The organism is Enterococcus dispar ATCC 51266, assembly GCF_000406945.1.
GTDB lineage: Bacteria > Bacillota > Bacilli > Lactobacillales > Enterococcaceae > Enterococcus_C > Enterococcus_C dispar.
This window is the reverse complement of record NZ_KE136354.1, coordinates 2,570,626-2,595,202: the sequence shown is the minus strand read 5'-3', so window position 1 is coordinate 2,595,202 and position 24,577 is coordinate 2,570,626. Positions and strand designations below refer to the sequence as shown.

The window sequence follows — 24,577 nt, the reverse complement described above, 5'->3', positions numbered from 1 at the left end:
GTTAATACTATTAATACCCAATAAGCAAATAATCCTAAAATAATCGCAAGAATAACTTGTAGGATTTTCCCAATTATTTTTCTTTGTTCCATGACGAATCCTCCGTTTTCAAACCACCCACAAAGCAAAAAAATTTACTCAATTATTCAAAACAGCATCAAGACATAACAAAAAAATTACAATTCCCCGTCACAAATTACTGCCACAAAAAAACATGTAAAACAATTATAAAATAATCTATACCCTACTAATTTCCTTGTTACTATATAAATAGTATAAAACATATTGTTAAAATTTAGAAAATGCGAATTCCTATTTTAATCTTTTAAAAATAACAATAACATTTTTAAAAAGGTCCTGTCACAACCACCTTGCCAATCATATGGCCTGCTTCTACTAAAGCAGTAGCTTTTCTCAAATTTGCCGCATTGATACCTCCAGTAATGGTTTGGGTTAACGTTGTGTGAAGTTCTCCTTTATCTACCAATTGCGCCACATGAGCTAAAATTCTGCCTTGAGTAGCAATATCACGATTAAAATCGGTTTTAGCAAACACATATTCCCAATCAAAACTGACCGATAAATTTTTCCAAGTCACTAATGGTAAGGGTTCTTCCACTTCTACAATCGTCCCTACATGACCTAAAGGTGCAATTAAATCACTGATTGCATCAAAATAAGGCGTAATGGCATAGAGGACCGCAATGTAATCGAATTTTTCTATTCCGCTAGCCGCTAATTTTTTTTTTGGATCACCATGATAATCAACCGGAAAATCAACCTGATTATAATGTAACCATTCAAAATTATCGGGACTACTCGTGCCATAAACAGTCAAGCCAGCCCAATGTGCCAATTGACTCATCATTGATCCCACACCGCCGCCACTGTTAATAATGAGAATATTTTTCCCTTCATTGGCATTCTTTTTGGCAATTAACCCGAATTTTTCAAAGAGTAATTCGTAAGCAGTTAAAGCGGTTAAGGGAATAGCAGCAGCTTGGGCATCAGTCAAAGTTTTAGGGGCTAAAGCACAAATACGGCGGTCAACTAATTGCAAGGCTTGATTGCTGCCAGCACGTTTCGTTGTCCCGGCATAGTAGACCCTGTCACCTATTTGAATATCATGTACATTGGCACCTGTTGCTACTACTTCACCCACAGCATCAAAACCTAAAATTTGAGGGGTGAGCGCTTTTTGAGCTTTTTGGCGTAACTTCGTATCTATAGGATTTACCGAAACTCCTCTGACAGCTACTAGCAAATCATTGGACAAAGGTTGCGAACGCGGCACTGTGACATCTTGAAAGCTATTTGGATCATTAATTGGCAGACCTTCATAAAAACCCACCGCCGCAATTTTTCCTGTCATACTTCCACACCCTTTTTAAAATAGATCACTTTAGTTTCTACTTAAAATCAGTGTAACAAACATCTTGTTTTTATACCTGTATGCGCCCTTCAAAATAGCCTTTCCAATAAAAGTTAAAAGAAATGTTAAAATTAAAGAAATTATGTAACCAAACAGTAAGAGAAACGTTTTTAAAGCGAAGGGGTGAAAAAGATGAAGCCAGAACTGGCTATTTTATATGAACAATACGCTAAAGAATGCTGGCTTTATGCTTTTAGTCTAACCAAAGATGCTGCATTAGCCGAAGATTTAGTGAGTGAAGCTTTTTATCAACTGGTCAAGTCATTAGATAACTTAACCAAAGATATGATAAAGTTTTGGCTTTTAAGAGTGATTAAAAATCGTTACCTAGACGAACAACGTCAGAAAAAGCGGTGGCAAATGACCTCTTTTGAGCAGGCAAAGTCACAAGTAATTTTAAATTCTTCAGCCTCACCTTTGGAACAACTTTTACATAGTGAAAAAAAGAATAGGCTCTATCAAGCACTTTATCTGCTTTCTGCTCCTGAAAGAGAGTTACTCTATCTATTTTACTTTTTAGATTGGCCGACAAAAGAGATTGCAACTTTTACAAATTTATCGCTGGGACAAGTCAAAATAAAAATGTATCGCAGCCGACAAAAATTAAAGGAGATTTTACAAGATGAAACCACAAAATTTTGATTTTGAAAAGATCCAAAAAAATATTAAGAAAAAAAATCAGCAAAAAAATTTACTTCTTGTCACCATTGCAGCCTTTTTAACCCTCGGCTTATTTTGGTCAGCACCTAAAATTTTAAACCAATTCTTTTATAATCCAACCAGCAAAAACGCGTATTTAGCTAACAATCAGTACCTTTTTAATCGGCAAATTTACAACGAACTAACCTTACCCAGTTACGAGATGAGTGATTTGACAATAGATAAAACTGGCATTGGTACCTATCAAATTAAAGAAACTTATAGTCCAAAATATAGTAATAAGGTAGTGGGGTTTAGAGGGTTAGAAATAAAGCGCAACAAGTGCCACTACGATAATAATTTCTATCCCATCTCTCCTATTTTTAACCAAGAAGTAGCATCAGCTAGCCAATTCCACCCAGATAAAATAGCGTCAGCTGACAGTAATCTTAGCAAAAGTAATTTGTTGGAAAATATCAAACCTTTACCAAAAAGTACTTATGTGACCGTCGATCTTGCATTTAAAGAAGATAAAAGCATTTCAGATTATTCAGACTGGCTGAATATCACCACTACTGGTGCAGAAACATTATGGCAAGCTGTTCGCCCCCCACAAAAGGCAGTTGATAAAAATGAAGCGCCAATGGTAGTGGGCTATGCTCCTTCTGTCAGTTTTTCGGGAATTAGTGTCGCGATTACCAATGAGAAAAAATTAAATCAAGATTTCCCCCTCTTAATCGGCTCTCTAGTCGATGATAAACAAAATAACTGGTCTGAAGAAAAAAGACAAACGACTCATTTTAAATCAATCCTTAACTATCTAATTGAAAATGAGATTTTTCTAGCCCAAGATACGCATTTGCTGCAAAAACCAACGCTAAAAAACATCTTACAAGAGGTGGAAAAAAATGGCATTAAAATTTATGGCGCTACTTTACGTTTACCAGCTTTTGAACTAGAAAAAATCTTACAAAACGAAGCGATAAAAAGCGCTTACATTACTGAAGTAGATGTCTTTCCACTTACTAGCCAAAGCGCACAACTACCTGGTGTTCACTATCCTGCCGAAAAATAAAAAAACACCCAAAACCTTCACAGTTAGCGGTAAGAATCTGACCTTAGCCGTGTTGGGGATTTGGGTGTTTTTTCAATTTAGTAGCGATTTTCATCCCATCTTGTGGGTAATAATTTTTCCAGTGTTACCGGACCAGACGTTAATAAAATCTCACAGTTCAGATTATTATCATCCACTTGGCTGAGTAATTCTCGACACCGACCGCAAGGTGCTAAAATACTGCCATCTTGATAGACAGCCACAATTTTTCTAATTTGGCTTTCTTTAGCGGTAATCATAGCCGCGACAGCACTATGTTCCGCACAAAAACCAATTCCACAAGGCAAGTCTAAGGAAACACCAGTATAAACATGATTGTCCATTGTTAGAAGTGCACAAGCTACATGCCCCACTTCACAATTACGGCCAGTAGTTCGAGGGGCTATTGTCTGTTGGGCTATTTTTTTTAATTCGACAAATTCCATTTAGTCACTCCTTTGTAAAGCCAATTTATAAAATTCAGCCAGTTGACGCTGGTTTTGAATAACAACCACCTTTTGGGAATATTGCGTGCCAATTTCTTGGTAATGTTTTTTTACAGATTTGCTACGCCCTTCCCAAATAATCCACCAAAAAAAATCCCAACTAAAATGTTCAGGAGAATTTTCGGCCATATCCGGTCGTGTTTTATGATAGTAGCGTATCGTGCGCTTAAATACGCGCCAAAGGGATGCATGACGAGGAAAAAGTAATAGAATAATTTGATCTGCTTGTTCTAAACGTTCAGCCTGAAAGTAGCGCGTATAATTGCCCTCAATAATCCAGTCTGACTTTTTCATGAAATTCGTGACCATCGCTTTAGCAGCAGCATCTGAGCGTGTTTGCCAATTCGCAGTAAATTGTATTTGATCCAAATGTAAACAAGGCGTGTGATACTGCTTACCTAAATAAGCAGCTAAAGTCGACTTCCCACTACCAGAATATCCTAAAATCGCAATTTTCATCTCTCTACCTCTTTCATTGCAAGTGCTTTTTGATATAACGGATTGCTGTGGAAGACAACCTAATTACTACGCAAGATTTTTTTTAATGCCTTTCCTTTGGCCAACTCATCAATTAATTTATCTAAATACCGAATTTTTTGCATGAGAGGGTCTTCAATTTCTTCAACCCGCACCCCACAGATCACTCCTTTAATTAAATTTGCCGCAGGATTTATTTGCGGCGCATGCGCAAAAAAGGTCGCAAAATCTGTCTTATTGGCCAGTTCAGCTAACAATTGCTCATAACTAAAACCTGTTAACCACATAATAATTTCATCCACTTCAGCTTTTGTCCGTCCCTTTTTTTCTGCCTTACTGATATATAAAGGATAAACATTCGCAAAAGGCATTTTAAAAATACGCTCTGACATTTCTTTCTCCTATTTCACCACTGTATAACTATCAATGGTATTGCCCTTATCATCTTTTAAAACCAGCCAACTATTAGTACCAGCGAAATATAAGAAGTTGCCCAATTCGTTGACACTTTTAAAAACAATCTCATCTGTTGTCACAAAATCTTTTATTTTATCAGCATTTTCATCCCGTAATTGATTGGTAAAACGAACAGCAAAACCAGCACTACCATCTTTATTCATAGGAGCCTCTGCTTTTAAAACTGCGCCTTTTAACAAGACAAGTTCATTGCGCTTACGCCAAATGGCTTTTCCTTTAGCCCCTTCATAATCAATATGAAAAACAACTTCACTAACTTTTTTATTCCAACGATGTTGTGCTTTGGCAGGTTTTCTTTTCACTTTTTTCATTGGATAGCCTAAAAAACTCAGCACAGCAAAAAGGTCACTTTGAAAGGCGGATAAATTGTCATATTGATTGCTGGGAATTTTTTCAGCTGTTTTTTGAGTAGTCACCTTTAAGCCATTTTCTTCCCACACATTTAATAGCTGTTGCAGCAAAAGTACCGGCTCCATTTCCCAAGGGACTTCAATCACAATCATATCCTGGCTAGCTGACTTTTTACTTTCAAGTTCGGCTGTCTGTATTTGTTTGTCTGCTGTTGTTAAATAAATGCCCCGGTCTACCTTTGGTAAAAGTTTCGTTTCTGGAACAAAATACAAATGATTTTGCCATTTTTCCCAATTGATTTCTGTAAGCTCATCAGTAAGTGTTAGCGTAAGATTTAAATTCATCACAGCGCCCCCATTTTATTTATTTGCTTTCATTTTAGCTGTAATAAGACGACAGAACAATAAATGCGCTTCACAATATTTGGCACTAAAATCAGCGGCTAGCTGGATTATCCCAATAAAAAAATAAAGTTGTCACAGTTTTTACCGCTAGGACATATGTCCCACTACAAATAGCCGTTAGCGAAATTTTTTAATTGCGCGGGCTGAATGATTTCATAACCCCCCTCTGCCTTTTGCAAGACACCTGCTGTTATTAAATCATTTAGCAAGCGAAACATATGACGATAGCTCATCCCAATTGTAGCTGCCACATCTGTTAGATTATCTGTAAAGAAGTTTTTATAAGCCGACTGTAAGATGTAACCACATAAACGTTGTTTCCCCGGATAAAAAGCCGCCGATAAAAAATTTTCTGAACTTAATTGTAACTTTTCTGCTAAACCTTTGGCCATTGTGTTGATAAAAAGACTATTTTGGCGCAAATACGTTTCATTAGGCAAAATTGGAAGGGCAATACACTGAAAATTAGAAAGTGCCACCATGGTTGTAGCCGCTTCGTCTTTTTTCATCGCAAACTCCATATCCCCAATGATGCCATCTGAAATATAATAGGCCAAAACTAAATTTTTTCCATTATCTGCTAAAGTACAGACTTTAGCTTTGCCCCCCAATACAAAAAGTAAACGATCTAATAATGCACCTTGCGTAATAATCGTTTCTCTTTGCTCAAATTGCCATACTTCACATCCTCGCAAACAATCTTTTGCCAAGTTCCACTGGGTCAAAATTTGTTCTTGTTTTGCATTTAGTAACTTTTTTTGCAATGTATCCGCCTCCAATCCTTTTCATTATGACATATGTCCTATTAGAAGAAAACCAAAAGACGGTAAACTAGTTTCAGGAGGTGAGGAAGATGTTACAATTTATTCTTTTATTTGGTATCATCACCGCATTTTTACTCTTGATCAAATTCATGCAAGTCCGGATTCAAAAAGGAACACGCAACTATCATGAACAATTGGCTCATTACGAAAATGCTTGGCAAAAACAAGTATTACGTCATGCCTTGAGTAGATAATAAAAAAAGAGAAGCTGTTTACTTAAAAAGCAAACAACTTCTCTTTTTATTGCACTGGATCTAAATTAACGTTTTCATGTTCATAAACAAAGCTTAATAAGCTTACAAAGCCTACAATCAGTATTTCCAAGTTTTCTTTTAGCACTTGAACGGTAAAAATGTAATTGTCGTTTTCTTTAGTAACTTGGACACTCGCTATTTTTTCATTTCCTCTGGTGACATCAAATTTATCCCCTAAAAAAGTCCCCGCTAGTGCCAATTTTTCACCTTTAATTTCATAACTGGTACGAAAATTTTGCATATCTTTGAGAATACTAATTTCGTTATAAGCATTCAATTTTAAAAATAAGCGGGGTAAATCAACATACCCCATACTATAGCGTTTGCGTTTTATCTCTCCTAATTTTTTACCTCCTTCTTGATACAAGTAATATCTTTTTCTAGTGGGTAGTGTTAAAACTTCTGATACATAATAAACTTCTTTTTCGTCTTCAAAAACTTGATATTCTTTTTCTGTTTTGTTTCCTTTTAAAAGCGTCAATTCTTTCAAGACATGACCTCCTTGTCCATTTACTTCTTTTATTGTACAGCTAAAACAACGATTGTGAAAACGAATACATTTTATGTTTTTAATTTATTTAAAATTTGAACAACCGTTGGATAATCGTCATTAACTGTTCCATTAAGATTATGACTCATTAATGAAAAGTCATATTTTTCATATAAGCTAATAGCATCATGGCTCCAAGTCTGGGTATGGAGGTAAACAGTCGGCTCTTCTTTCATTAATGTTTGAAAAAGCATTAATGTATGGGCTACCAAGGCTTTTGCTACTCCCAAACCTTGATATTCAGGTTTCACTGCCAACCAGTGAAATAACGGATAATTCTGCGCGTGTATTTGTTTTTGCCAGGCAGTACAAGTGGCGATTTTTTCTCCATTGGGTGCTACGACAAAAAGCATTTGCTGCGCTAATTTTTCTGGATAAGGAGCAAAAGTACGCTGAAAATACGCCGCTGCCTCGTTTTGGTCCTCAAATTCTAAGACACTACTTTCAATTTCACCCCATGCCTTCTCATCGCCTATTTGATAAAATTGAAAAGAAAAACCACTGGGTAAACTCTGTTTGGACACAGGAAGATGCAACGGCCGTTTCATCCAGACTTCTTTATAAGGAATTGATTTATCTAGCAAAACTTTTCACTCCTTTCAAAATAAATCTTGAGCTAAACGAACCATATCTTTTAAAACGAGCCCATTTTCAATAATTTCTTCTTCATAATGGTGCAAGAAAAAATCATGCTCAATATGCGTCATGCGAAAACCACATTTTTGGTACAAATAAAGTTGTTGCACACCCGTTGATCCAGTCCCGATTTCTACTCTACGAAAACCAGACTGCTTACTCCAGTCAAGAACATAATGCAACAATGTTTGGGCTAGCTTTTGGCCACGAAAATTTTTGGCAACTGCCAAATTCATAATTTCAACAGTTTCTGGCCTAGTAGGTAATAAAACAATAACACCTGCCAGTTCATCATTTTGGCGGAGTTCAAAACATGTGCTACGACTAGTATATTCTTTGACTAATTTTTCGGCAGGATCTGCATCTAATAACAACTCCCAGTGGGCGGGGGTGAGAATATCAAATTTATTTATCTTCAAGTTTCTACTCCTTTTTTACACAATTGGTTCTTAACTTTAGTATATAACAAGGATTCCTCAGAAGATAGCCAGCAGAAAATTCCAGTTAAAGTTAGTTTTCTGACATTCACCTCGCTATTCCTTATAAGAAAAGCTAAAGGCAGCGGGAAGCTCCTGGGAAAACATCAGAAATTCAGCTTTTGATACTCTTTATCAGAAATAAATTTTTGAATTTTCCCCGAAGATTTTCTGCATGTCTTAGCCATAAAGAAAAGTGGATTGTTCTTCCCCTTGTAAAAACCATATAATCTCTTGGCCTACAAAAAAAGCTGTAAAAATCTTTTTTTGATTTTTACAGCTTTTTAAACTAGCTTATTGAATTTCAATTTTTACATTTACAGTTTGCAAAGGCACATCATAAAATGGATCTTCACGACGCCCCAGGAAATCTTTAGCTTGCTGAGGAAAGACAGCATAACTTAATACGTCTTCTGTTGATTTTGCGTATTGTTTAATTTCTGCTTCAAATGCTGGTAGTTGCGGTGCTAATAAATCAGCCGGACGTTGGGTAATAACCGTTTCATCCCCAATGATTTTTTCTTTAATGGCAGCTTTAATAGCAACGGGTGGTTTACCATAAAGCCCTCGCACATAATCTTTGATTTCGTTTGGTACCATCTTGTAACGTTCCCCAGCTAAAATATTCATTAATGCCTGGGTTCCAACCATTTGCGACAGTGGTGTCACAAGCGGTGGGAAGCCTAAGTCGGCCCGTACTTTTGGTACTTCAGCTAAAACTTCATCATATTTATCAGCATTGCCTTGTTCGGTCAATTGACTTAAGAGATTGGATAACATCCCCCCTGGCACTTGGTAAATTAAAGTTTTTGGTTCGGTATCTTTTACTTTGGGATTTAATACGCCTTCATTGCGGAAATGATCGCGAATTGGATTAAAATAATTGGCGATTTCTTCCAACTTATCCATTTTCAAACCTGTGTCAAAACCTAATCCAGATAATGCAATGGCTACAGATTCTGTAGCCGGTTGACTTGTCCCACCGGAAAATGATGAAATGGCAGTATCAATAATATCTGCACCTGCTTCGGCCACTTTTAAATAGGTCATTTCAGAAATACCACTCGTGGCATGGGTATGAACTTCTAATGGTAATGCAATACTATCTTTAATGCGACTAACTAATTCAAAACCAGTAGCAGGTGTTAAAACGCCCGCCATGTCTTTAATGCAAATCGAATCTGCACCAAGTTCTGCCATCTCTTTGGCTAAACCGACAAAGTAATCAACAGTATGAAAATCACTGGTAGTGTAAGAAATGGCTGTTTGGCAGTGTCCGCCAGCTTCTTTACAAGCTTCAATTGCAGTCTTTAAGTTACGCGTATCATTTAAAGCATCGAAAACACGGACAATATCAATGCCATTTTCAACTGATTTCATCACAAATTCTCTTACGACATCATCTGCATAGTTTTTATACCCCAAGAGATTTTGTCCCCGTAATAACATTTGTAATTTCGTATTTTTTACTTCTTTGCGTATGCGTCGCAATCTTTCCCATGGATCTTCATTTAAAAAACGGAGGCAAGAATCAAAGGTTGCTCCTCCCCACATCTCCAATGAATGAAAGCCGGCTTCATCCATTGTTTTGATGATTGGTAACATATCTTCTGTGGACATTCGGGTTGCAATTTGACTTTGTTGCCCATCCCGCAAGACCGTTTCCATAAAACGAATTTGTTTGGTCATTCCACTACTCCTTTCCTTGTTCAATTATATTTATGATCTTCGTTTGCATTTCTTCAATCGTATGTGTTCTAGCCCGCCCACAGACCTTGGCGTCTTTATTGCAAATAAGACATCTTCTAGCAGGAAAGCCTATATCTTGTCGACTAATTGACTGTATTTTTTGGTCTTTTAGCCACAAAACATCTAAATCAACTAACCGACCTTGTGGATGTTTTTCTTCGATTGCGATCATTTTTCTTTTTAATAGTTCCGGTGAAATTTCTGCTAACAAAAAAAACTCCAAACCGGTTTTACGCGAAAAATAATTCGTTTCAATAATAAAAAAATCTTTTAATTCTTTGCGAATTGTCTCAACCAGAGCAATGAATACTTTTTCCAAAGCTAGCGTATTTTTAACTGGCCCAGGAATATTCATTGTAGCTGAAAGCAAACTTGCCTGGGGACATTTAGCTAGTAGTGCTTGTTGCAGTGCGACTCTTTGTTCCCGAGCAGCTAACATTTCTGGCAGGATAACAACTTCGCCTTGAAAATAATTAGACATTTTTGACCACATCGATGATTGAACCATCACGGTATTCAATTAAAGCAACGACTTTATCGCCATATTGAATCGGTTGTGGTTTGCCGACGATGCTATAGGCTTTTTCTTTTAATTCTTCAATAGTAAATTGCGGTACATCTAGTTTTTTGAAGTGTTCCATTAAATCTTCTCGCGCAGGATTAATCGCAATACCAATTTCAGTGACTACTACATCAATACTTGACCCCGGCGTTACAATCGTATTCACTTTATCAACAATGGTTGCAATCCGTCCGCGAATAATGGGCGCGATGACAAGACTCATTTTACATGCCATTGAAGTATCAGAGTGCCCTCCTGAAGCGCCACGAATTACACCATCAGAACCAGTAATCACATTCACATTAAAATCTGTATCAATTTCTAGTGCTGATAAAATTGCTGTATCAAGTTGGTTAATAACAGCACCTTTACTCAATGGTGAAGCATACATGTTGGCGTCAATTTCATAGTGGTTTGCATTTTTTCCTAATGAGATAGCAGAAGGATGATCAAAATCTTGTACATCGATAATTTTTTCAACTAGACCTTCTTCTAGTAATTCCACCATCGCATTGGTAATACCGCCTAGTGCAAAACTAGCTTTAATACCATCTTTAAGCATTGCTTCTCTCATGAAACGGGAAACAGCTAATGCTGCACCACCAGTACCTGTTTGGAAAGAAAAACCTTCTTTATAGTATGGTGAATTTGTAATTACTTTTGCCGCATATTCAGCAATTAATAATTCTTTAGGATTTTTCGTAAAACGAGTAGCGCCTTTGGCAATCCCATTTGGATCTCCGATGGCATCGACTTCCACTACGTAGTCAACATCCGTTTGAGGAATACTGATTGGTGTATTAGGATATGGCATTAAAGTATCTGTAATAATTACTACTTGATCAGCATATTTGGCATCGATCATCGCATAACCTAAAGAACCACAGGTTGCTTTACCCACAGTCCCATTGGCATTTCCATATTCATCAGAACTTGGGGCACCTAAAAAAGCTACATCAATATGCACATCACCAGCGGCAATCGCCCGTGCACGACCGCCATGGGAACGAATCACAACTGGATTTTCCATAATGCCTTCTGAAATAGCTGCGCCGACTTTATCGCGCAAACCACTGGAAGTAATATTTGTTACCACACCATTTTTGATGTGATCAATCAACGGTTCATGAACGTTCGCAATGGAACTTGGTGCAATCGATAAATTTTTAATTCCCATTTTGGCAATTTCTGCTAAAACCAGATTCATAACAAAATCGCCTTCACGAAAATGATGGTGAAAAGAAATCGTCATACCGTCTTTTAAGCCCGTTTTTTCAATCGCTTCACGAATACTTCCTAATAATTTAGTATCTCTCGGTTTAACGGGTTTGATTTTACGACTCGATTCTTGATATTCTTTGATGTTGGCTAATTCCCCTTCAAAAACGCCGTATTGTTCAGCAAATTGTGTTGGAATTTCGCGACCTAATTTATTTGTTGTCATTTTAAATATCCTCCTCGGAAATCAACTTGGCAGCTTTTGCTAACGCAATAACACGTTCTGCCCGTTCTACGATAGGTTTATCTACCATTTTCCCGTTCACTGAAATAACGCCAGATCCTTTGGCTTCGGCTTCTTTAATGCCCCAAATGACTTCTTTTGCGTTTTGAATTTCTTTTTCAGTTGGTGCGTATACTTTATTGACAAGTGGAATTTGGCGCGGATTAATGACTGATTTGCCATCAAAACCAAGCTGTTTGATCATTTCCACTTCTTTTAAGAAACCTGCTTCATTATCCACATCGGAATACACCGTATCAATCGCTGCAATACCAGCTGCTCTGGCAGAATGCAGGATAAAACTACGGGCAAAGAATAATTCTTGTCCGTCTGGATAACGTCGGGTACGCATATTGGTAACATAGTCTTCTGCCCCTAAGGCAATCCCAATTAAACGTGTCGAGGCTTTTGCGATTTCTCTTGCGTTTAATACACCTTCAGCAGATTCAATGGCCGCCATCATTTTGGTAGTACCAACGGCAATCCCATTTACTTTTTCTACTTTTGTAATCTCAACATCTACATCTACAATATCTTGCGCAGTTTCTGTTTTTGGCAGACGAATAACATTGACACCAGCTAAAACCATTGCGGCAATGTCTTGGACGCCAACTGTGTCTAAACTATTAATTCGGACGACTGTTTCAACGCTGCTATAATCAAATGTTTTCAAAGCAAAGTGGACCAATGTACGAGCCGAATCTTTTTCCTTTAAAGAAACCGCATCTTCTAAGTCAAACATAATGGAATCCGCTCCGTATAAAGGGGCATCTCTTAACATCGCAGCATTAGCTCCGGGTACAAACATCATTGTTCTTCTTAAGCGTTCCATGAGTCAATCTCCTTCCAATCGTATTCAGCAACTTCACTGGCACGATAAACAGCTGTCAGTGTTCGGGCTTGAATTGTACAATCCAATGCACCTTTGTCAACCGCTGTTACTTTGGCTGCTGTTACATTCAAACGTTGCAACGTGCTCGCAATTAAGCCACGAATTTCTTGTCCATATTGCTTTTCAACACTACTATCTAGTTCAATTGCAATCTTTTCTTCTGAGTTTGGGGCCACAGTTACCATAATGTCACTCGACTCCACAGTACCAGCTACTGCACTTTTTTTGATTTCCACAATTTCCACCTCAAATTTTATTTTTCTCTTTTAAGTAAGCAAAAACGGTATCCGGCAAAAAGGATTGGACAAGAGACTCATTATGTTCTCGGAGTGCTTGTCGTACTTTGGTGGCGCTAACGATTTCACCTTCAATTTCTAGCCGAGGCAAGATAGTCAGTGACAGATCCGGACTAAAGACTTCTTCCATCGCTTCATTGTAAACATTGGTTACTTTTGAATATGGCTCTTCCCCAACGAAGCGTTTTTTTATATGCAAAACAGGAGCAATTCGTTTTTTAAAAAGCGTTGCATCTAAACGGGCTTGAACGCTAGCTACATTTAACTCGGCACGATCCTTCAAGAAATAAGCTGGAAAAGTTAAAGATGAAACCATGTAATCCCTAGCTGGTAAAACTGTCACATCGTCAAATTCCTTTAAACCGGCTTTTACTAAGGCAAAACGTTCAGGACTAGAAAACTCAGATTTTTCTTCAGAGACAACAAAAACATAAACATGATCACAAACTTTACGTGCTTGTTCTACTAAATATTTATGGCCCAAGGTAAAGGGATTGGCATTCATCACGATACTTCCGTTCTCACCTGGATGATCAAAACGCGCAATATAACTCAAGTAGTCATCAAAGCCCGGTTCTCCTTGTTCCATAAATAATACTTCTTTGGTACTCATGATTTTCTTAAATCCTAAAGAACGAAAAATCACTTCTTTATCTGGTTTTGTATAAACAAAGTAATGAAAAATATCTTCTTCATGCAAACGATCAATCAAATGAACAATAATTTGCGTCAGTAAGTTTTCAGATTGATAGTTTTTACAAACTAACAAATACTTTATGATGTTGTCTGATAGAGAACCCGTTGCAATCAATTTTTCGCCGTCATAAATACCGACTGTATAGCTTGCGTCATCTTCGGGGTGTAGACCACCAGCTTTTAAAAACTCACTCCACTGATCATGGTCTTTTACATCTTGAATCAACCAGAGTCTTTTTAGCGTTAACATCTTTTCTCACCCGATTACTTTTTTATTTTGGCGGAAATAATTTCGCCAATATTTGTGAAGCTGCGTAAATAATCAAGATTACGACAAACACGCCACCCCAACCAAAACCTAATAGTTCAAACGCAATTTTTAAATCTTCAAACATAATTATCCTCCTTTTCATCCCATGCTGTTGTCTTCAAATGATTATGTTAATAGCGCTAATAATAGACCACCTGCAATAACAGAAGCTATCTGACCAGAGACATTTGCACCTGCTGCATGCATCAAAATGAAATTTTGCGGATCTTCTTCTGTCGCCATTTTTTGAATAACCCGACTTGACATTGGGAATGCTGAAATACCGGCTGCACCAATCATTGGGTTTACTTTTTCTTTTCTGAATAAGTTTAAAATTTTTGCAAATAATACGCCGCCAATAGAATCCATAACAAAAGCCACTAACCCTAAACCAATAACGATTAAAGTATCTACTTTTAAGAAATCATGAGCTTGCATTTTTACAGAAATTGTTAAACCAAGCAAAATACTAACCAAGTTAACTAACTCATTTTGTGCGGAAACCGATAAGCGGTCTAAAACGCCACATTCACGTAACAAGTTACCAAACATTAAGAATCCAACTAAAGGTAATGATACTGGTGCAATTAAACCTGCCACGATGGTAATTACGATTGGGAATAAAATTTTTGCTGTTTGTGAGACTGCGCCGGCATGATAAGTCATCCGAATTTGACGTTCTTTTTTCGTTGTAACAGCTTTAATAGCCACGGGTTGAATAATTGGTACTAAGGCCATATAAGAATAAGCGGCTACCATAATTGCCCCCATGTATTTTGAATTCAACGTATTGGCAACGAAGATTGAAGTTGGGCCATCGGCAGCACCGATAATTCCAATTGAAGCCGCATCGTTAATATCAAATCCAAGTAATACTGCCACGATGACAGTAAAGAAAATACCAAATTGAGCCGCAGCTCCAAATAATAGCAAGAATGGATTTTGTAGTAATGGGCCAAAGTCAATCATGGCTCCGATTCCGATAAATAATAGTAATGGGAATAATTCTGTACTGATACCGGCATCAAACAAAACTTGGAAAGGCCCCGCCTCGCCGCCGGCTTGTAAAACACCTGAATTGGGAAAGTTAACTAAAATTGTTCCTAAACCCATTGGCACCAATAATGTTGGTTCATATTCTTTTTTTATACCCAGGTACATCAACAACCCGCCGATGAGCATCATAATAATTCTTCCCGGCTCTTGCCCCATACCAATAATTCCTTCTAAAAGAGTTTCCACTGCGTTCACTTCCTATCTCAAATTTTCATTTCTAAAAAGTTTTATCCAAATGTGATTAATGCTTCACCAGGGTTAACCATTTGACCTTGCGTCACATGAATTCCTGTCACTTTACCAGCTTTTGGTGCCACAACTTCATTTTCCATCTTCATCGCTTCTAAAATCATCACTGGTTGATTTTCTTGAACTTCATCTCCCACGTTTACCAAAACTTTCAAAATCGTTCCAGGCATTGGCGCTGTCATAGCGTCTGCACTTGCTGGTGTAGCGACTGGGGCAACGGTAGCCGTTGGTGCTGGTGCTACTGGCTGTTGTGGTGTAGCAACGGGTGCTGCAGGTTGTGGTACCCCACCGATTTCTTCCATTTCAACTAAATATTCTGTTCCATCAATTGTAATTTTGAATTTACGTAACATCATCATTCTCCTCTTTGTCTTTATTTTTTCATGATTTTTTTGACAGTCAATTGACTGTCTGGGCTTTCACCTGCAGCGACACTCGCTGCGATAATGGATACGAGTTTGGCCTCAGGGTTGCGTTCCAAAATTTTTTTCACAACAAATTGACTATCCGTTTGTTCACCAGCCATAATAGCCGAAGCAATTACGCTAACCCGTTCATAATTTTTTGAATCTGTTTCAATATAAGCGGGTACTTCCTGCCATTGTGATGTTTCCTTTTCTTCTACTGAAAACTCAGAAACCGGTACTTGCTCTTCTGATTTTTTCTGTCGAAAAAAATCCCATAATCCCATCGACTCACTCCTTTCTTTTCAGCTTAAATCTTCGCGGCTACAAATAATTTTAAAAATTTAAGGTTCCAAATTGACAACATCCTCATTATAGAATGATTTGCTTTCTTGAGAAGTTTTGCTTCTTGATTAAATTGTTCTTTTGCTGTTTCAAAATCTACTTTTTTATTAAAAACGCTTTAGAACGTTGATTTAAAAGCATTTGCGCCTCGTTAAGAATTTATTAATAACTTTTTAAGCCGCCGATAAGATTTGATTGGTTAAATTGTTTTTTTCGTGTTTCTTTTAAGAAAGTTTGTTTTTTTTTAGAAAATGCTTGCGTATGATGAAAGCGTTAGCAGTGAAATTGTGAAAATTTGCATTTGTTAGCCGGCGTGCAAGTCATTACTTTTAACTGCAACATAAAAATCTGCTTTTGAAAGGAAGAAGGAAATGTTACTTACAATTTTGTCTTACCTCATGATTATCGTCTTCATGTTCGTTATCATGAAAAAGAAATTATCACCGCTTACGTCATTAGTTATTATTCCTTTAGTATTCGCTTTAATCGCACTCGTTGCAGGTGTGACCGCACCGCCAGTCGTGGATGGTGTAGCCGGCAGTAACAATATCGGTGACTGGGTTATGGAAGGAATCAAAACAACTTCTAACACTGGGATTATGTTATTGTTCGCTATTCTTTATTTCTCTATCATGTTAGATGCTGGTCTATTTGATCCAATCACTAAAAAAATGATTCTTTTTGCTAAAGGCGATCCAATGAAAGTATTGATTGCCACAGCAGTTGTAGCTGCAGCCGTTTCGTTAAATGGCGATGGAACAACTACGACATTAATTTGCTGTTCTGCTTTTATTCCAATCTATAAAAAATTAGATATGAAATTAATGAATCTTGGTGTTTTGGTTATTTTACAAAATACCATTATGAATTTATTACCTTGGGGTGGCCCAACAGCACGCGCAATGGCTGTTTTAGATGTAGGCGCCGAAATTTTGGCTTACTTAATGCCAGGTATGATTCTCTCTGTTTTATTTGTTATCTTTATAGTAGCACCTCACATGGGACGTCAGGAAAGAAAACGCTTAGGCATTAAAGAATTAACTGATGCTGAAATTGAAGAAATGACTGCTGTTACCGATCCTGAAACAATGGCCATTCGTCGTCCAAAACTTTTTGCTTTTAACGGCATTATGACGATTATTTTAATTGCCTGGTTAGTCTTAAGTTCTTTTGCCGATCAAATCGGCTTACCAGGCTGGTTCGCCCAACCACCTTTGTTCTTATTCTTATTAGGTACTTGTATTGCCTTAATTGTGAACTATCCTATTTTAAAAGATCAATCAGCACGGATTGGTGCAAACGGTGGCGATGCGGTGCAAGTCGTTATTCTCGTCTTTGCAGCAGGGGTATTCATGGGTATTTTCCAAGGTTCAGGTTTAGCTGAAGCATTGGCTACAAGTTTCACTTATATTATTCCAAAACAACTTGCTGGTTTCTGGGGTATTGTAATTGCCTTAATTTCTGCACCGGGTACCTTCTTTATTTCAAACGATGGTTTCTACTTTGGTGTTATGCCGGTCTTGGCAGAAGCAGGACGGGCCTATGGTTTTACCAATATGCAGATGGCACTTGCATCATTAATGGGACAAGCATTCCACCTATTATCACCATTAGTTGCGTTTATTTATTTATTACTGCGCCTAACAAAACTAGACATGGGGCAATGGCAAAGAGAAGCTGGTAAATGGGCCGCTTGTATCTTCGTTATCTTCGTAGTAACAATCATGCTATTCGGTCACTTACCTTTTTATATTCCACAAAAATAAAAGAAAAAAGCCGAGCCCTAAGAGACTCGGTTTTTTCTTTTTAACTATCAAAAAACAATTAAAAATAGCAGACAGCAACTTCACATATTGACAAAACGCTGGATTGTAAATATGATGGTGCCGGTAAATTCAATCCTGCTAAAAAAGACTACCAGCAAAAGGATGACTGATAACAATGAATGAAACGATTGCAGCTGTTAAAAACAACTTAGACTTATCTCAAAACCAACCACTAAAAATCTCCATTTATGAAGCCTTTCGCAAAAGTATTATCTTGGGCCAGATTCCTGCTGGTGAGCGTATCAACGAAAAAGAATTTTCGGAAACGTTAAATATCAGCCGAACTCCAATTCGTTATGCTCTTCATCAATTGGTGGAGGAACAATTAGTTGAGCATGTCCCCCGTGTCGGAATCGTGGTAAAAGGTATTAGTATAAAAGATGCCCATGAAATTTATGATATACGTAAATCTTTGGATACACTAGCTACGATTAAAGCCATGCAACTAATGACACCAAACGATTTTGATGATTTGCGGGCGCTGTTAGAAGAAGGCGATCGCCTTAATCAGGAAGATCGGGTGGATGATGTTTTACAAAACTTCTCTGATTTTAACTCCTTTATTTATGAAAAAAGTCAGATGAAGCGGTTAAAAACTATTGTGACTGATTTACAAGCTTATCTCGTTTATTTTCGTGACATTGCCATTCGTTCCTCTGAACGACGTTATCGCGCCTTGGAAGAACATTGGCTCCTTTACCGCGGGATGGTTACAAATGATATCACGCAAGTTACTCTGATTACCCATGAACATTTGAACCATTCCTTACAATTTATTTTACAAGAAATGGAGTCCCATCAAATTGAATAAGCAAATTTGTATGATTGATGCAGCTGCTCAAAAAGCCTTGTTTTATGAAGTTACACTCTCTCCAAAACCAGGACTAGTGGATCGTTTCACCAATGGCGCCCACCAAGATATGGACTTTTATCTCTTTATTGATAGTATCTTGGCTTTGGCGCCTTATTTCCCCCAATATTTAAATGCCGGTTTCACCCATGACGGCGCAAAAGGGGATTTATTTTCTAAATTGCGAAAAATAGGACAGCAAGCAGAAACTGCCATGTTCACTGCTACCAAGGGGGTCAATACTCATAAAGGTGCCAATTTTTCCTTTGCTATTTTATTAGGCGCAACAGGATTATATCTACAAAAAAGCCAGCTACCTTTTACAGCAACTGACTCTGAAAATATCTTAACGTTAAGTCGTGAAATTACCCAAGATTTACTAAAAAAAGATTTTAAATATGTTGCCCAAAAAAAGAATTTGACTCACGGCGAAAAACTTTATTTAGCCCAAGGTACAACAGGCATTCGGGGCCAAGCAGCCGCAGGTTATCCTGCCCTGGCGAATATTTTATTACCCTATTTGCGGCAGAATCGACACTTACCGCGCGAAGAATTATTGTTGCGGGCACTCATTTTTTTAATGAGCACACTAACAGACAGCAATATCTTGCACCGCGGCGGGAAAATGGCACTTACTACCATCCAAAGTGAAATGAAGCAGATCCATGCAGCTAACTTATCTGCCAAAGATTTAAGCAACACACTTATCCAGTATGATAAAACCTTAATTTCACGTAATTTAAGTCCGGGCGGTGCGGCAGATTTATTATCTCTTGGTATCTATTTTGCCATCTTAGAAGGACTCTTTTAATTTTCAGCCACAAATGTATAACCGATGCCCCACACTGTTTGCAAATACTTTGCATTTTTCGGATCAGCTTCAATCTTATTGCGTAAATGATTGATAAAGACCATAATAGTGTTGGTATCGGTTTTTTCTTCGTTCCAAACACTTTGATAAATTTGTTCTTTTGAAAAGACTTGGTTGGGATTTTCCATAAAAAACTGCATAAGCTGTGTTTCTTTTGAGGATAATTTAATGGCCACGTCATTTTTATAAAGCTGATAACGCTTTTTGTCATAAGTAAATTCCCCTAAAGTGAGACTGTTACTCGTTTTTACTTGTTGACCAGTATGTTTTTTGATCACTAAACTGCGATCTAAAGAAGCCAACACCTGTGCTTTTAGAATTGCCGGCGAAAATGGCTTCGTCAAATATAGGTCCGCCCCTGTTTCAAGACCGGTAACAATGTCTTGTTCTTGGGTTTTTCCGCTTAGAAAAATAATCGGTACCACACTATTTTCACTGCGAATCATTTGGGCCAAATGATAACCATCATTTTCATATTCTAGGCTGATATCCAGTAAAAACAGATCAAAAGCAACACGACTCATAATATCAATAGTCTTTTCAATTGAGTCACTCTGATAAATCAGGATTCCGGTAGATTGCAGTGATTTCCAAATCAGACGACGAATCGCTGGATCATCATCAACTACTAAAATTTTTTCATTCCGCATCACAATTTCCTCCAAGTTAAAATGAAAGGCTTACAAAAAATGAAAAAGTTAACTAAAAAAATAAATATTCTTTTTATTACTGTGATGGTTATCACCTTAACTGGCTTACTTATCACAGCTTTAGGTTATCATAACATACAACAAGAAGCTTTAAAAATGGGGAAAACACAACTAGCGCAGGTTAACGAGGTTAGCACCAAACTGATTGTGGCTGAAATTGAAAGCAGTGCCAACGATTTGGACAGTTTCATTCTGGATACGATTGAGACGGACAGTCCATTACAATTACCGCAACAAAATAATCTCATTTCTCAGTTTTTTAAACGCAACAGCGCTTTTGCCGGTATCTTTCTTTTTGATCGAAATGGTCAGCAATTAGAAAGTCACTTCCCGACTGAAAATCATGTGGAAAACAATGAATTGACCCAAAAATTAACAATTGATCCAATTTTTGCTATGGCTTTAAAAGGACGCGCCAAACAAAATGGGAAAGTTTATTTTATCCAAAAAAATTCTTTTTTTAATCTCTATCATCCCATCTATAATAATAAAAAAGAAATTCAAGGATTAGCGGTTGTCCCGTTAAATTTAGAGCAATTATTCTTAGATAAAATTCAACCGACAGATACAGAGCAACGCTATCCTTTAATGAAAAATGAACAAATGGAAGTCGTCATGCATCCAGCTAAAGAGCAAATTGGCTTAAACATTATTACCGGTCGCAAAAAAAGATTTCCACAATTGGACTACACAGATTTAGAAAAACTCGATCACTACCAAAAACAGCATGAAAAAGGAAGTTTAAGCTATCATTCTTATTGGTGGAACGAATCTGACCTGACATCGGTTTTAAAACTAAATGCTTTTCAATGGGTAGAAATTGGCGAAGAACGCTTTGTTGTTGCCAATACATCAGATTTTTATCAAGACAATGGTTGGATTTTACACGATTTACTTATTAATTTAGGCTTAGTGGTCATTTTATTGATGGTGACTTCTTTATTAGTCCTATTGGTACGTCTAAATGCTAGACAACAGCAAACTGTTAATGAAAATCAGCGCTTAAAAGAAAAACGGCAATTAGAAGCCGAGAAGCACCAGTTAGAAAAAAGTCTATTGCAAGAGTCAAAAATGGAAACTATCGGATTAGTGACCACCGGTATTGTCCATGATATGAACAATTTTTTAACACCTCTAATTGGGAATATTGAACTGCTTATGGCCGAACATCCCAATGATGCAGAACTGTTGGCAGATTTAGAAGATATGCATTTGGCTGCTCAAAAAGGACAACAACTTTCTCAACGTATTTTACATTTTTCAAAGGAACAAGATCAGACAAAAAAAGTACAATCTCTCAATCAAGCGGTAAAAGAAGCTGTCGCCATAATGAAAATATTAATCCCGCGAACAGTTACCATAAATGAAGAAATTACTCTTTTAGCGGATGCATTATTTCAACAAGACGACGTTCAAGTATTGTTGTATAACTTAATCACTAATGCTTATCAAGCAAAATCCGATGCTACTATTACCGTTTCCCTAACAACACCGTCTGCTGACGTGCACCAACAAGTAGCCCAGCGAGCATTTGTCTATCAAAATAAAAAATTAGCTATGATTCAAGTGTCAGACAATGGTCCGGGCATCGACCAAAGTATTAAAGATCAAATTTTCACACCTTTTTTGACCACGCGAAAAGAAGAAGGTGGAACTGGTCTAGGACTTTTTATCGTCTCTTCTATCATTAAACGCAATAGTTGGTTACTTGACGTAGCCAGTTCCCAACAAGGTACAAGTTTTAGCCTGTTTATTCCAATTGCCGAAAATGAAGAAGCATAACTTATTACAATTCAAAAAAGAAACCCAAAAAGACAACAAGCATTCTGACTGCTGTATTTTCGGGTTTCTTTATTATTTTGTTCTGTTTATTTTAAAGTTAAAAACATTCCCAGAAAACCTAAGCCATTATAAATCATGTGCACCATCATCGAACAACGTAAATCTTCTGTTTTTTGATATACACAGGCCAAGACAATTCCTAAAGTCATATACAAAAGGAGCGCCATTGAAAGACGCGGTTCATGCATTAAGCCAAATAATAATGCCGAGGTTAATACAGCGAGTACTTTAGCGGATGGTTCTTCTTTATTCCAAAAATAATTCATAAAGATTCCGCGAAAAAGTAATTCTTCAATTATAGGTGCTAAAATGACACCATAAACCGTTAATGTAATGGGATTCACTAAAAAACTTTGATTAATACCTGCTTGATTTTCTGTTGTTTCTGGTAAAAAGTTCCCTAAGATAATGTTAGCAGCAAACATGGCGATGACACCTAGTAGCACATATTTCCATTTTCCTGCTACTTTTGTTTGGCCAATTTGACGGGGTTTGTAGTTAGCCAATTGTTTTTGGTAACGGGTAGTTAAAAAATAAATAAATCCTCCGGCTACCAGAATACTGATTAAAGCCAATATACTATCACTGACACCAGGCAAAAAGACAACAGTGGAAACTATATTTTGCAATAAAATAAACCCACAATAAAAAATCAATCGTTTTAACAAACTTGTACGTGACATACCATTCCTCCTACATCCTTTGAGAGAAGCTGAGCTAATTAAAGTGAAAGACGAAATTTTGCATAAACCAACAGCAAAATTTCGCCTAACAATCAAACTAGCACATTGTATAGTTAGTTGTGACTTCGGTGCGTTCATTTAATTTATCTTTTAAATTTTTTTTAAACCTCTTTAATGAGCCCTTTAAATAAGCCCACAATAAATTCGTTCGGATCAAAAGGCTCTAAATCGTCAATTCCTTCACCTAAACCAACTAGTTTAACCGGCAAATGCAATTCATTTCGAATCGCTAAAACAATCCCACCTTTAGCCGTACCATCTAATTTCGTTAAAATCAGACCGGTAACATCTGTCGTTTCTTTAAATTGCTTGGCTTGAACCATTGCATTTTGCCCTGTTGTTGCATCTAAAACTAGCAAGACTTCGTGAGGAGCATCTGGCGCTTCTCTTTTAATTACACGTTTAATTTTTTCCAGTTCATTCATCAGGTTGACCTTATTTTGTAAACGGCCTGCCGTATCAACTAATAAAATATCAGCTTGCTGTTCTTTTGCTTTTTCCATGGCATCATAAACCACTGCAGCAGGATCACCACCAGCATTGCCCCGTATAACTTCTACATCTGCCCGTTGTCCCCAAACCACTAATTGATCAATCGCACCGGCACGAAAAGTATCAGCAGCTGCTAGGAGAACTTTTTTCCCTGCTTGTTTATATTCATAAGCTAATTTACCAATACTCGTCGTTTTGCCGACACCGTTCACTCCAACAAAAAGCATAACTGTTAAGCCATTAGGCTGGATATTGAGCGTATTTACTTCATCTATTCCCGCTTCATCGTATAAGTCCACCAATTTTTCAATCATGACATTTTGTACTTCAGCAGGTTTTTTGACATTTCTTATCTTAACTTCTTGTCTTAAATCATCAGCGATTTTCATTGCTGCTTCAAAACCGACATCGGCTCCAATTAATGTCTCTTCTACTTCTTCAAAAAATTCTTCATCAACACTACGGAAATTGGCAAACAATTCATTCAATCGTTGACCAAAAGTTTTACGCGATTTTTTCAACCCTTTATCATATTTTTCCTGCACATTATCCGCAACAACAGATTCTTTGATTTCTTCAATCTGCTGATTTTCTTGGATGATACTAGGTGCTATTGGCGTCTCAGAAGTTTCAGGCATACTACTTTCTGGTTGGATTGGTTCTGGTATGACTATCGGTTTATCATCCACTTCATCAAGTGTTTTTTCTGCTGAGACACTATTTTTCACTTCATCCATCGGAGGCGTCTCAGGCATAACCGGTTCTCCTTCAGGTGTCACTTTTTCAGTAGCTTCAGGTTTTTCAGCTTGCTCCGGCTCCGGAGCGTTTTCTGTCATTTGCGTTTCTTTTTCTTTATCTGCTAAACTCACGCCATTAATTTCTGTCGTTGGTTCGGTATTATCCGATGTTGTTTGACTGCTCGATTGCAGATTCTCACTGTCGCTTTCAGTTGCTGTTTTGCTAGCTTGTTGCTCTTGCGTTTCTTCTGGGGTTTTTGTTTCAGTTTCGCCCATCAACGCTTTTTTAATCTTATCAAAAAAGCCCATATTAAACCTCCTTGTAAC

At 37.4% G+C, this 24,577-nt stretch carries 29 protein-coding genes; 7 read left to right on the top strand and 22 right to left on the bottom strand.

Features of this window, described 5'->3' with window-relative positions; translation table 11 throughout:
- Positions 1-346 precede the first annotated feature (346 nt).
- The gene (locus RK01_RS12230) at positions 347-1,372 is read right to left on the bottom strand and encodes a zinc-binding alcohol dehydrogenase family protein (protein WP_016173592.1); all 1,026 of its coding nucleotides are present in this window, start codon (positions 1,370-1,372) and stop codon (positions 347-349) included.
- A 192-nt stretch (positions 1,373-1,564) separates the two neighbouring features.
- On the opposite strand from RK01_RS12230, the gene RK01_RS12225 reads away from it, so the two are divergent.
- Positions 1,565-2,074, top strand: a complete 510-nt coding sequence (locus RK01_RS12225) for an RNA polymerase sigma factor (RefSeq protein WP_016173591.1) — start codon at positions 1,565-1,567, stop codon at positions 2,072-2,074.
- The gene (locus RK01_RS12220) at positions 2,055-3,146 is read left to right on the top strand and encodes an anti sigma factor C-terminal domain-containing protein (protein WP_016173590.1); all 1,092 of its coding nucleotides are present in this window, start codon (positions 2,055-2,057) and stop codon (positions 3,144-3,146) included. The genes RK01_RS12225 and RK01_RS12220 overlap by 20 nt, the downstream gene beginning before the upstream one ends.
- Before the next feature lie 77 nt (positions 3,147-3,223).
- On the opposite strand, the gene RK01_RS12215 is transcribed toward RK01_RS12220, so the two are convergent.
- The 5 genes from RK01_RS12215 to RK01_RS12195 all read right to left on the bottom strand — a co-directional run bounded on the left by RK01_RS12215 (position 3,224) and on the right by RK01_RS12195 (position 6,143).
- On the bottom strand, positions 3,224-3,610 hold the full coding sequence (locus RK01_RS12215; RefSeq protein WP_016173589.1) for a cytidine deaminase family protein: 387 nt from the start codon (positions 3,608-3,610) through the stop codon (positions 3,224-3,226).
- The gene (locus tag RK01_RS12210) at positions 3,611-4,129 is read right to left on the bottom strand and encodes a P-loop NTPase family protein (RefSeq protein WP_016173588.1); all 519 of its coding nucleotides are present in this window, start codon (positions 4,127-4,129) and stop codon (positions 3,611-3,613) included. It lies immediately after the preceding gene.
- A gap of 59 nt (positions 4,130-4,188) precedes the next feature.
- Positions 4,189-4,539 (bottom strand): DUF2200 domain-containing protein, encoded by a 351-nt coding sequence (locus tag RK01_RS12205; RefSeq protein ID WP_016173587.1) that lies wholly within the window; start codon positions 4,537-4,539, stop codon positions 4,189-4,191.
- A 9-nt stretch (positions 4,540-4,548) separates the two neighbouring features.
- Positions 4,549-5,319 (bottom strand): hypothetical protein, encoded by a 771-nt coding sequence (locus tag RK01_RS12200; protein ID WP_016173586.1) that lies wholly within the window; start codon positions 5,317-5,319, stop codon positions 4,549-4,551.
- A gap of 164 nt (positions 5,320-5,483) precedes the next feature.
- Positions 5,484-6,143, bottom strand: a complete 660-nt coding sequence (locus RK01_RS12195; protein ID WP_016173585.1) for a cyclic nucleotide-binding domain-containing protein — start codon at positions 6,141-6,143, stop codon at positions 5,484-5,486.
- 89 nt (positions 6,144-6,232) lie between these two features.
- On the opposite strand from RK01_RS12195, the gene RK01_RS13785 reads away from it, so the two are divergent.
- A complete protein-coding gene (locus RK01_RS13785; RefSeq protein WP_016173584.1) occupies positions 6,233-6,397 on the top strand; it encodes a hypothetical protein in 165 nt (54 codons plus the stop codon).
- Between the two features lie 46 nt (positions 6,398-6,443).
- Here the strand turns inward: RK01_RS13785 and RK01_RS12190 are convergent, their stop codons facing one another.
- The 13 genes from RK01_RS12190 to RK01_RS12135 form a co-directional block, all read right to left on the bottom strand.
- A complete protein-coding gene (locus RK01_RS12190; RefSeq protein ID WP_016173583.1) occupies positions 6,444-6,947 on the bottom strand; it encodes an LURP-one-related family protein in 504 nt (167 codons plus the stop codon).
- A 71-nt stretch (positions 6,948-7,018) separates the two neighbouring features.
- A complete protein-coding gene (locus RK01_RS12185; RefSeq protein ID WP_016173582.1) occupies positions 7,019-7,591 on the bottom strand; it encodes a GNAT family N-acetyltransferase in 573 nt (190 codons plus the stop codon).
- Positions 7,592-7,606: 15 nt separating this feature from the next.
- Entirely contained in the window at positions 7,607-8,062 is a 456-nt protein-coding gene (locus RK01_RS12180; RefSeq protein WP_016173581.1) for a GNAT family N-acetyltransferase, read from the bottom strand.
- A gap of 351 nt (positions 8,063-8,413) precedes the next feature.
- Positions 8,414-9,808, bottom strand: a complete 1,395-nt coding sequence (locus RK01_RS12175; protein ID WP_016173580.1) for an oxaloacetate decarboxylase subunit alpha — start codon at positions 9,806-9,808, stop codon at positions 8,414-8,416.
- 4 nt (positions 9,809-9,812) lie between these two features.
- Entirely contained in the window at positions 9,813-10,349 is a 537-nt protein-coding gene (citX, locus tag RK01_RS12170; RefSeq protein WP_016173579.1) for a citrate lyase holo-[acyl-carrier protein] synthase, read from the bottom strand.
- Entirely contained in the window at positions 10,342-11,874 is a 1,533-nt protein-coding gene (gene citF, locus RK01_RS12165; protein WP_016173578.1) for a citrate lyase subunit alpha, read from the bottom strand. Before citF ends, citX begins: the two co-directional genes overlap by 8 nt.
- A gap of 1 nt (position 11,875) precedes the next feature.
- Positions 11,876-12,763 carry a citrate (pro-3S)-lyase subunit beta gene (gene citE, locus RK01_RS12160; protein ID WP_016173577.1) on the bottom strand — a complete coding sequence of 296 codons (888 nt, stop codon included), beginning with the start codon at positions 12,761-12,763 and terminating at the stop codon, positions 11,876-11,878.
- On the bottom strand, positions 12,751-13,059 hold the full coding sequence (citD, locus tag RK01_RS12155; protein ID WP_016173576.1) for a citrate lyase acyl carrier protein: 309 nt from the start codon (positions 13,057-13,059) through the stop codon (positions 12,751-12,753). The genes citE and citD overlap by 13 nt, the downstream gene beginning before the upstream one ends.
- Before the next feature lie 10 nt (positions 13,060-13,069).
- Entirely contained in the window at positions 13,070-14,065 is a 996-nt protein-coding gene (gene citC, locus RK01_RS12150) for a [citrate (pro-3S)-lyase] ligase (RefSeq protein WP_016173575.1), read from the bottom strand.
- 22 nt (positions 14,066-14,087) lie between these two features.
- Positions 14,088-14,210 (bottom strand): OadG-related small transporter subunit, encoded by a 123-nt coding sequence (locus RK01_RS14030; RefSeq protein ID WP_016173574.1) that lies wholly within the window; start codon positions 14,208-14,210, stop codon positions 14,088-14,090.
- 41 nt (positions 14,211-14,251) lie between these two features.
- On the bottom strand, positions 14,252-15,367 hold the full coding sequence (locus RK01_RS12145) for a sodium ion-translocating decarboxylase subunit beta (RefSeq protein ID WP_016173573.1): 1,116 nt from the start codon (positions 15,365-15,367) through the stop codon (positions 14,252-14,254).
- A 41-nt stretch (positions 15,368-15,408) separates the two neighbouring features.
- Positions 15,409-15,783, bottom strand: coding sequence for an acetyl-CoA carboxylase biotin carboxyl carrier protein subunit (locus RK01_RS12140; protein WP_016173572.1), 375 nt, complete (start codon positions 15,781-15,783; stop codon positions 15,409-15,411).
- 20 nt (positions 15,784-15,803) lie between these two features.
- The gene (locus RK01_RS12135) at positions 15,804-16,121 is read right to left on the bottom strand and encodes a hypothetical protein (RefSeq protein ID WP_016173571.1); all 318 of its coding nucleotides are present in this window, start codon (positions 16,119-16,121) and stop codon (positions 15,804-15,806) included.
- Positions 16,122-16,550: 429 nt separating this feature from the next.
- On the opposite strand from RK01_RS12135, the gene RK01_RS12130 reads away from it, so the two are divergent.
- From RK01_RS12130 to citG, 3 genes are all read left to right on the top strand, one after another.
- Positions 16,551-17,945: a CitMHS family transporter gene (locus RK01_RS12130; protein ID WP_016173570.1), complete on the top strand. Its 1,395-nt coding sequence runs from the start codon at positions 16,551-16,553 to the stop codon at positions 17,943-17,945.
- A 175-nt stretch (positions 17,946-18,120) separates the two neighbouring features.
- The gene (locus tag RK01_RS12125; RefSeq protein ID WP_016173569.1) at positions 18,121-18,816 is read left to right on the top strand and encodes a GntR family transcriptional regulator; all 696 of its coding nucleotides are present in this window, start codon (positions 18,121-18,123) and stop codon (positions 18,814-18,816) included.
- Positions 18,809-19,666: a triphosphoribosyl-dephospho-CoA synthase CitG gene (gene citG / locus RK01_RS12120; protein ID WP_016173568.1), complete on the top strand. Its 858-nt coding sequence runs from the start codon at positions 18,809-18,811 to the stop codon at positions 19,664-19,666. Before RK01_RS12125 ends, citG begins: the two co-directional genes overlap by 8 nt.
- Here the strand turns inward: citG and RK01_RS12115 are convergent.
- Positions 19,663-20,376, bottom strand: coding sequence for a response regulator transcription factor (locus RK01_RS12115; protein WP_016173567.1), 714 nt, complete (start codon positions 20,374-20,376; stop codon positions 19,663-19,665). The genes citG and RK01_RS12115 overlap by 4 nt on opposite strands.
- A gap of 39 nt (positions 20,377-20,415) precedes the next feature.
- On the opposite strand from RK01_RS12115, the gene RK01_RS12110 reads away from it, so the two are divergent.
- On the top strand, positions 20,416-22,218 hold the full coding sequence (locus RK01_RS12110; RefSeq protein WP_016173566.1) for a sensor histidine kinase: 1,803 nt from the start codon (positions 20,416-20,418) through the stop codon (positions 22,216-22,218).
- A gap of 86 nt (positions 22,219-22,304) precedes the next feature.
- On the opposite strand, the gene RK01_RS12105 is transcribed toward RK01_RS12110, so the two are convergent.
- Both RK01_RS12105 and ftsY read right to left on the bottom strand, forming a co-directional pair.
- Positions 22,305-22,961: a CPBP family intramembrane glutamic endopeptidase gene (locus RK01_RS12105; protein WP_016173565.1), complete on the bottom strand. Its 657-nt coding sequence runs from the start codon at positions 22,959-22,961 to the stop codon at positions 22,305-22,307.
- A 161-nt stretch (positions 22,962-23,122) separates the two neighbouring features.
- Positions 23,123-24,559, bottom strand: a complete 1,437-nt coding sequence (ftsY, locus tag RK01_RS12100; RefSeq protein WP_016173564.1) for a signal recognition particle-docking protein FtsY — start codon at positions 24,557-24,559, stop codon at positions 23,123-23,125.
- Positions 24,560-24,577 lie beyond the last annotated feature (18 nt).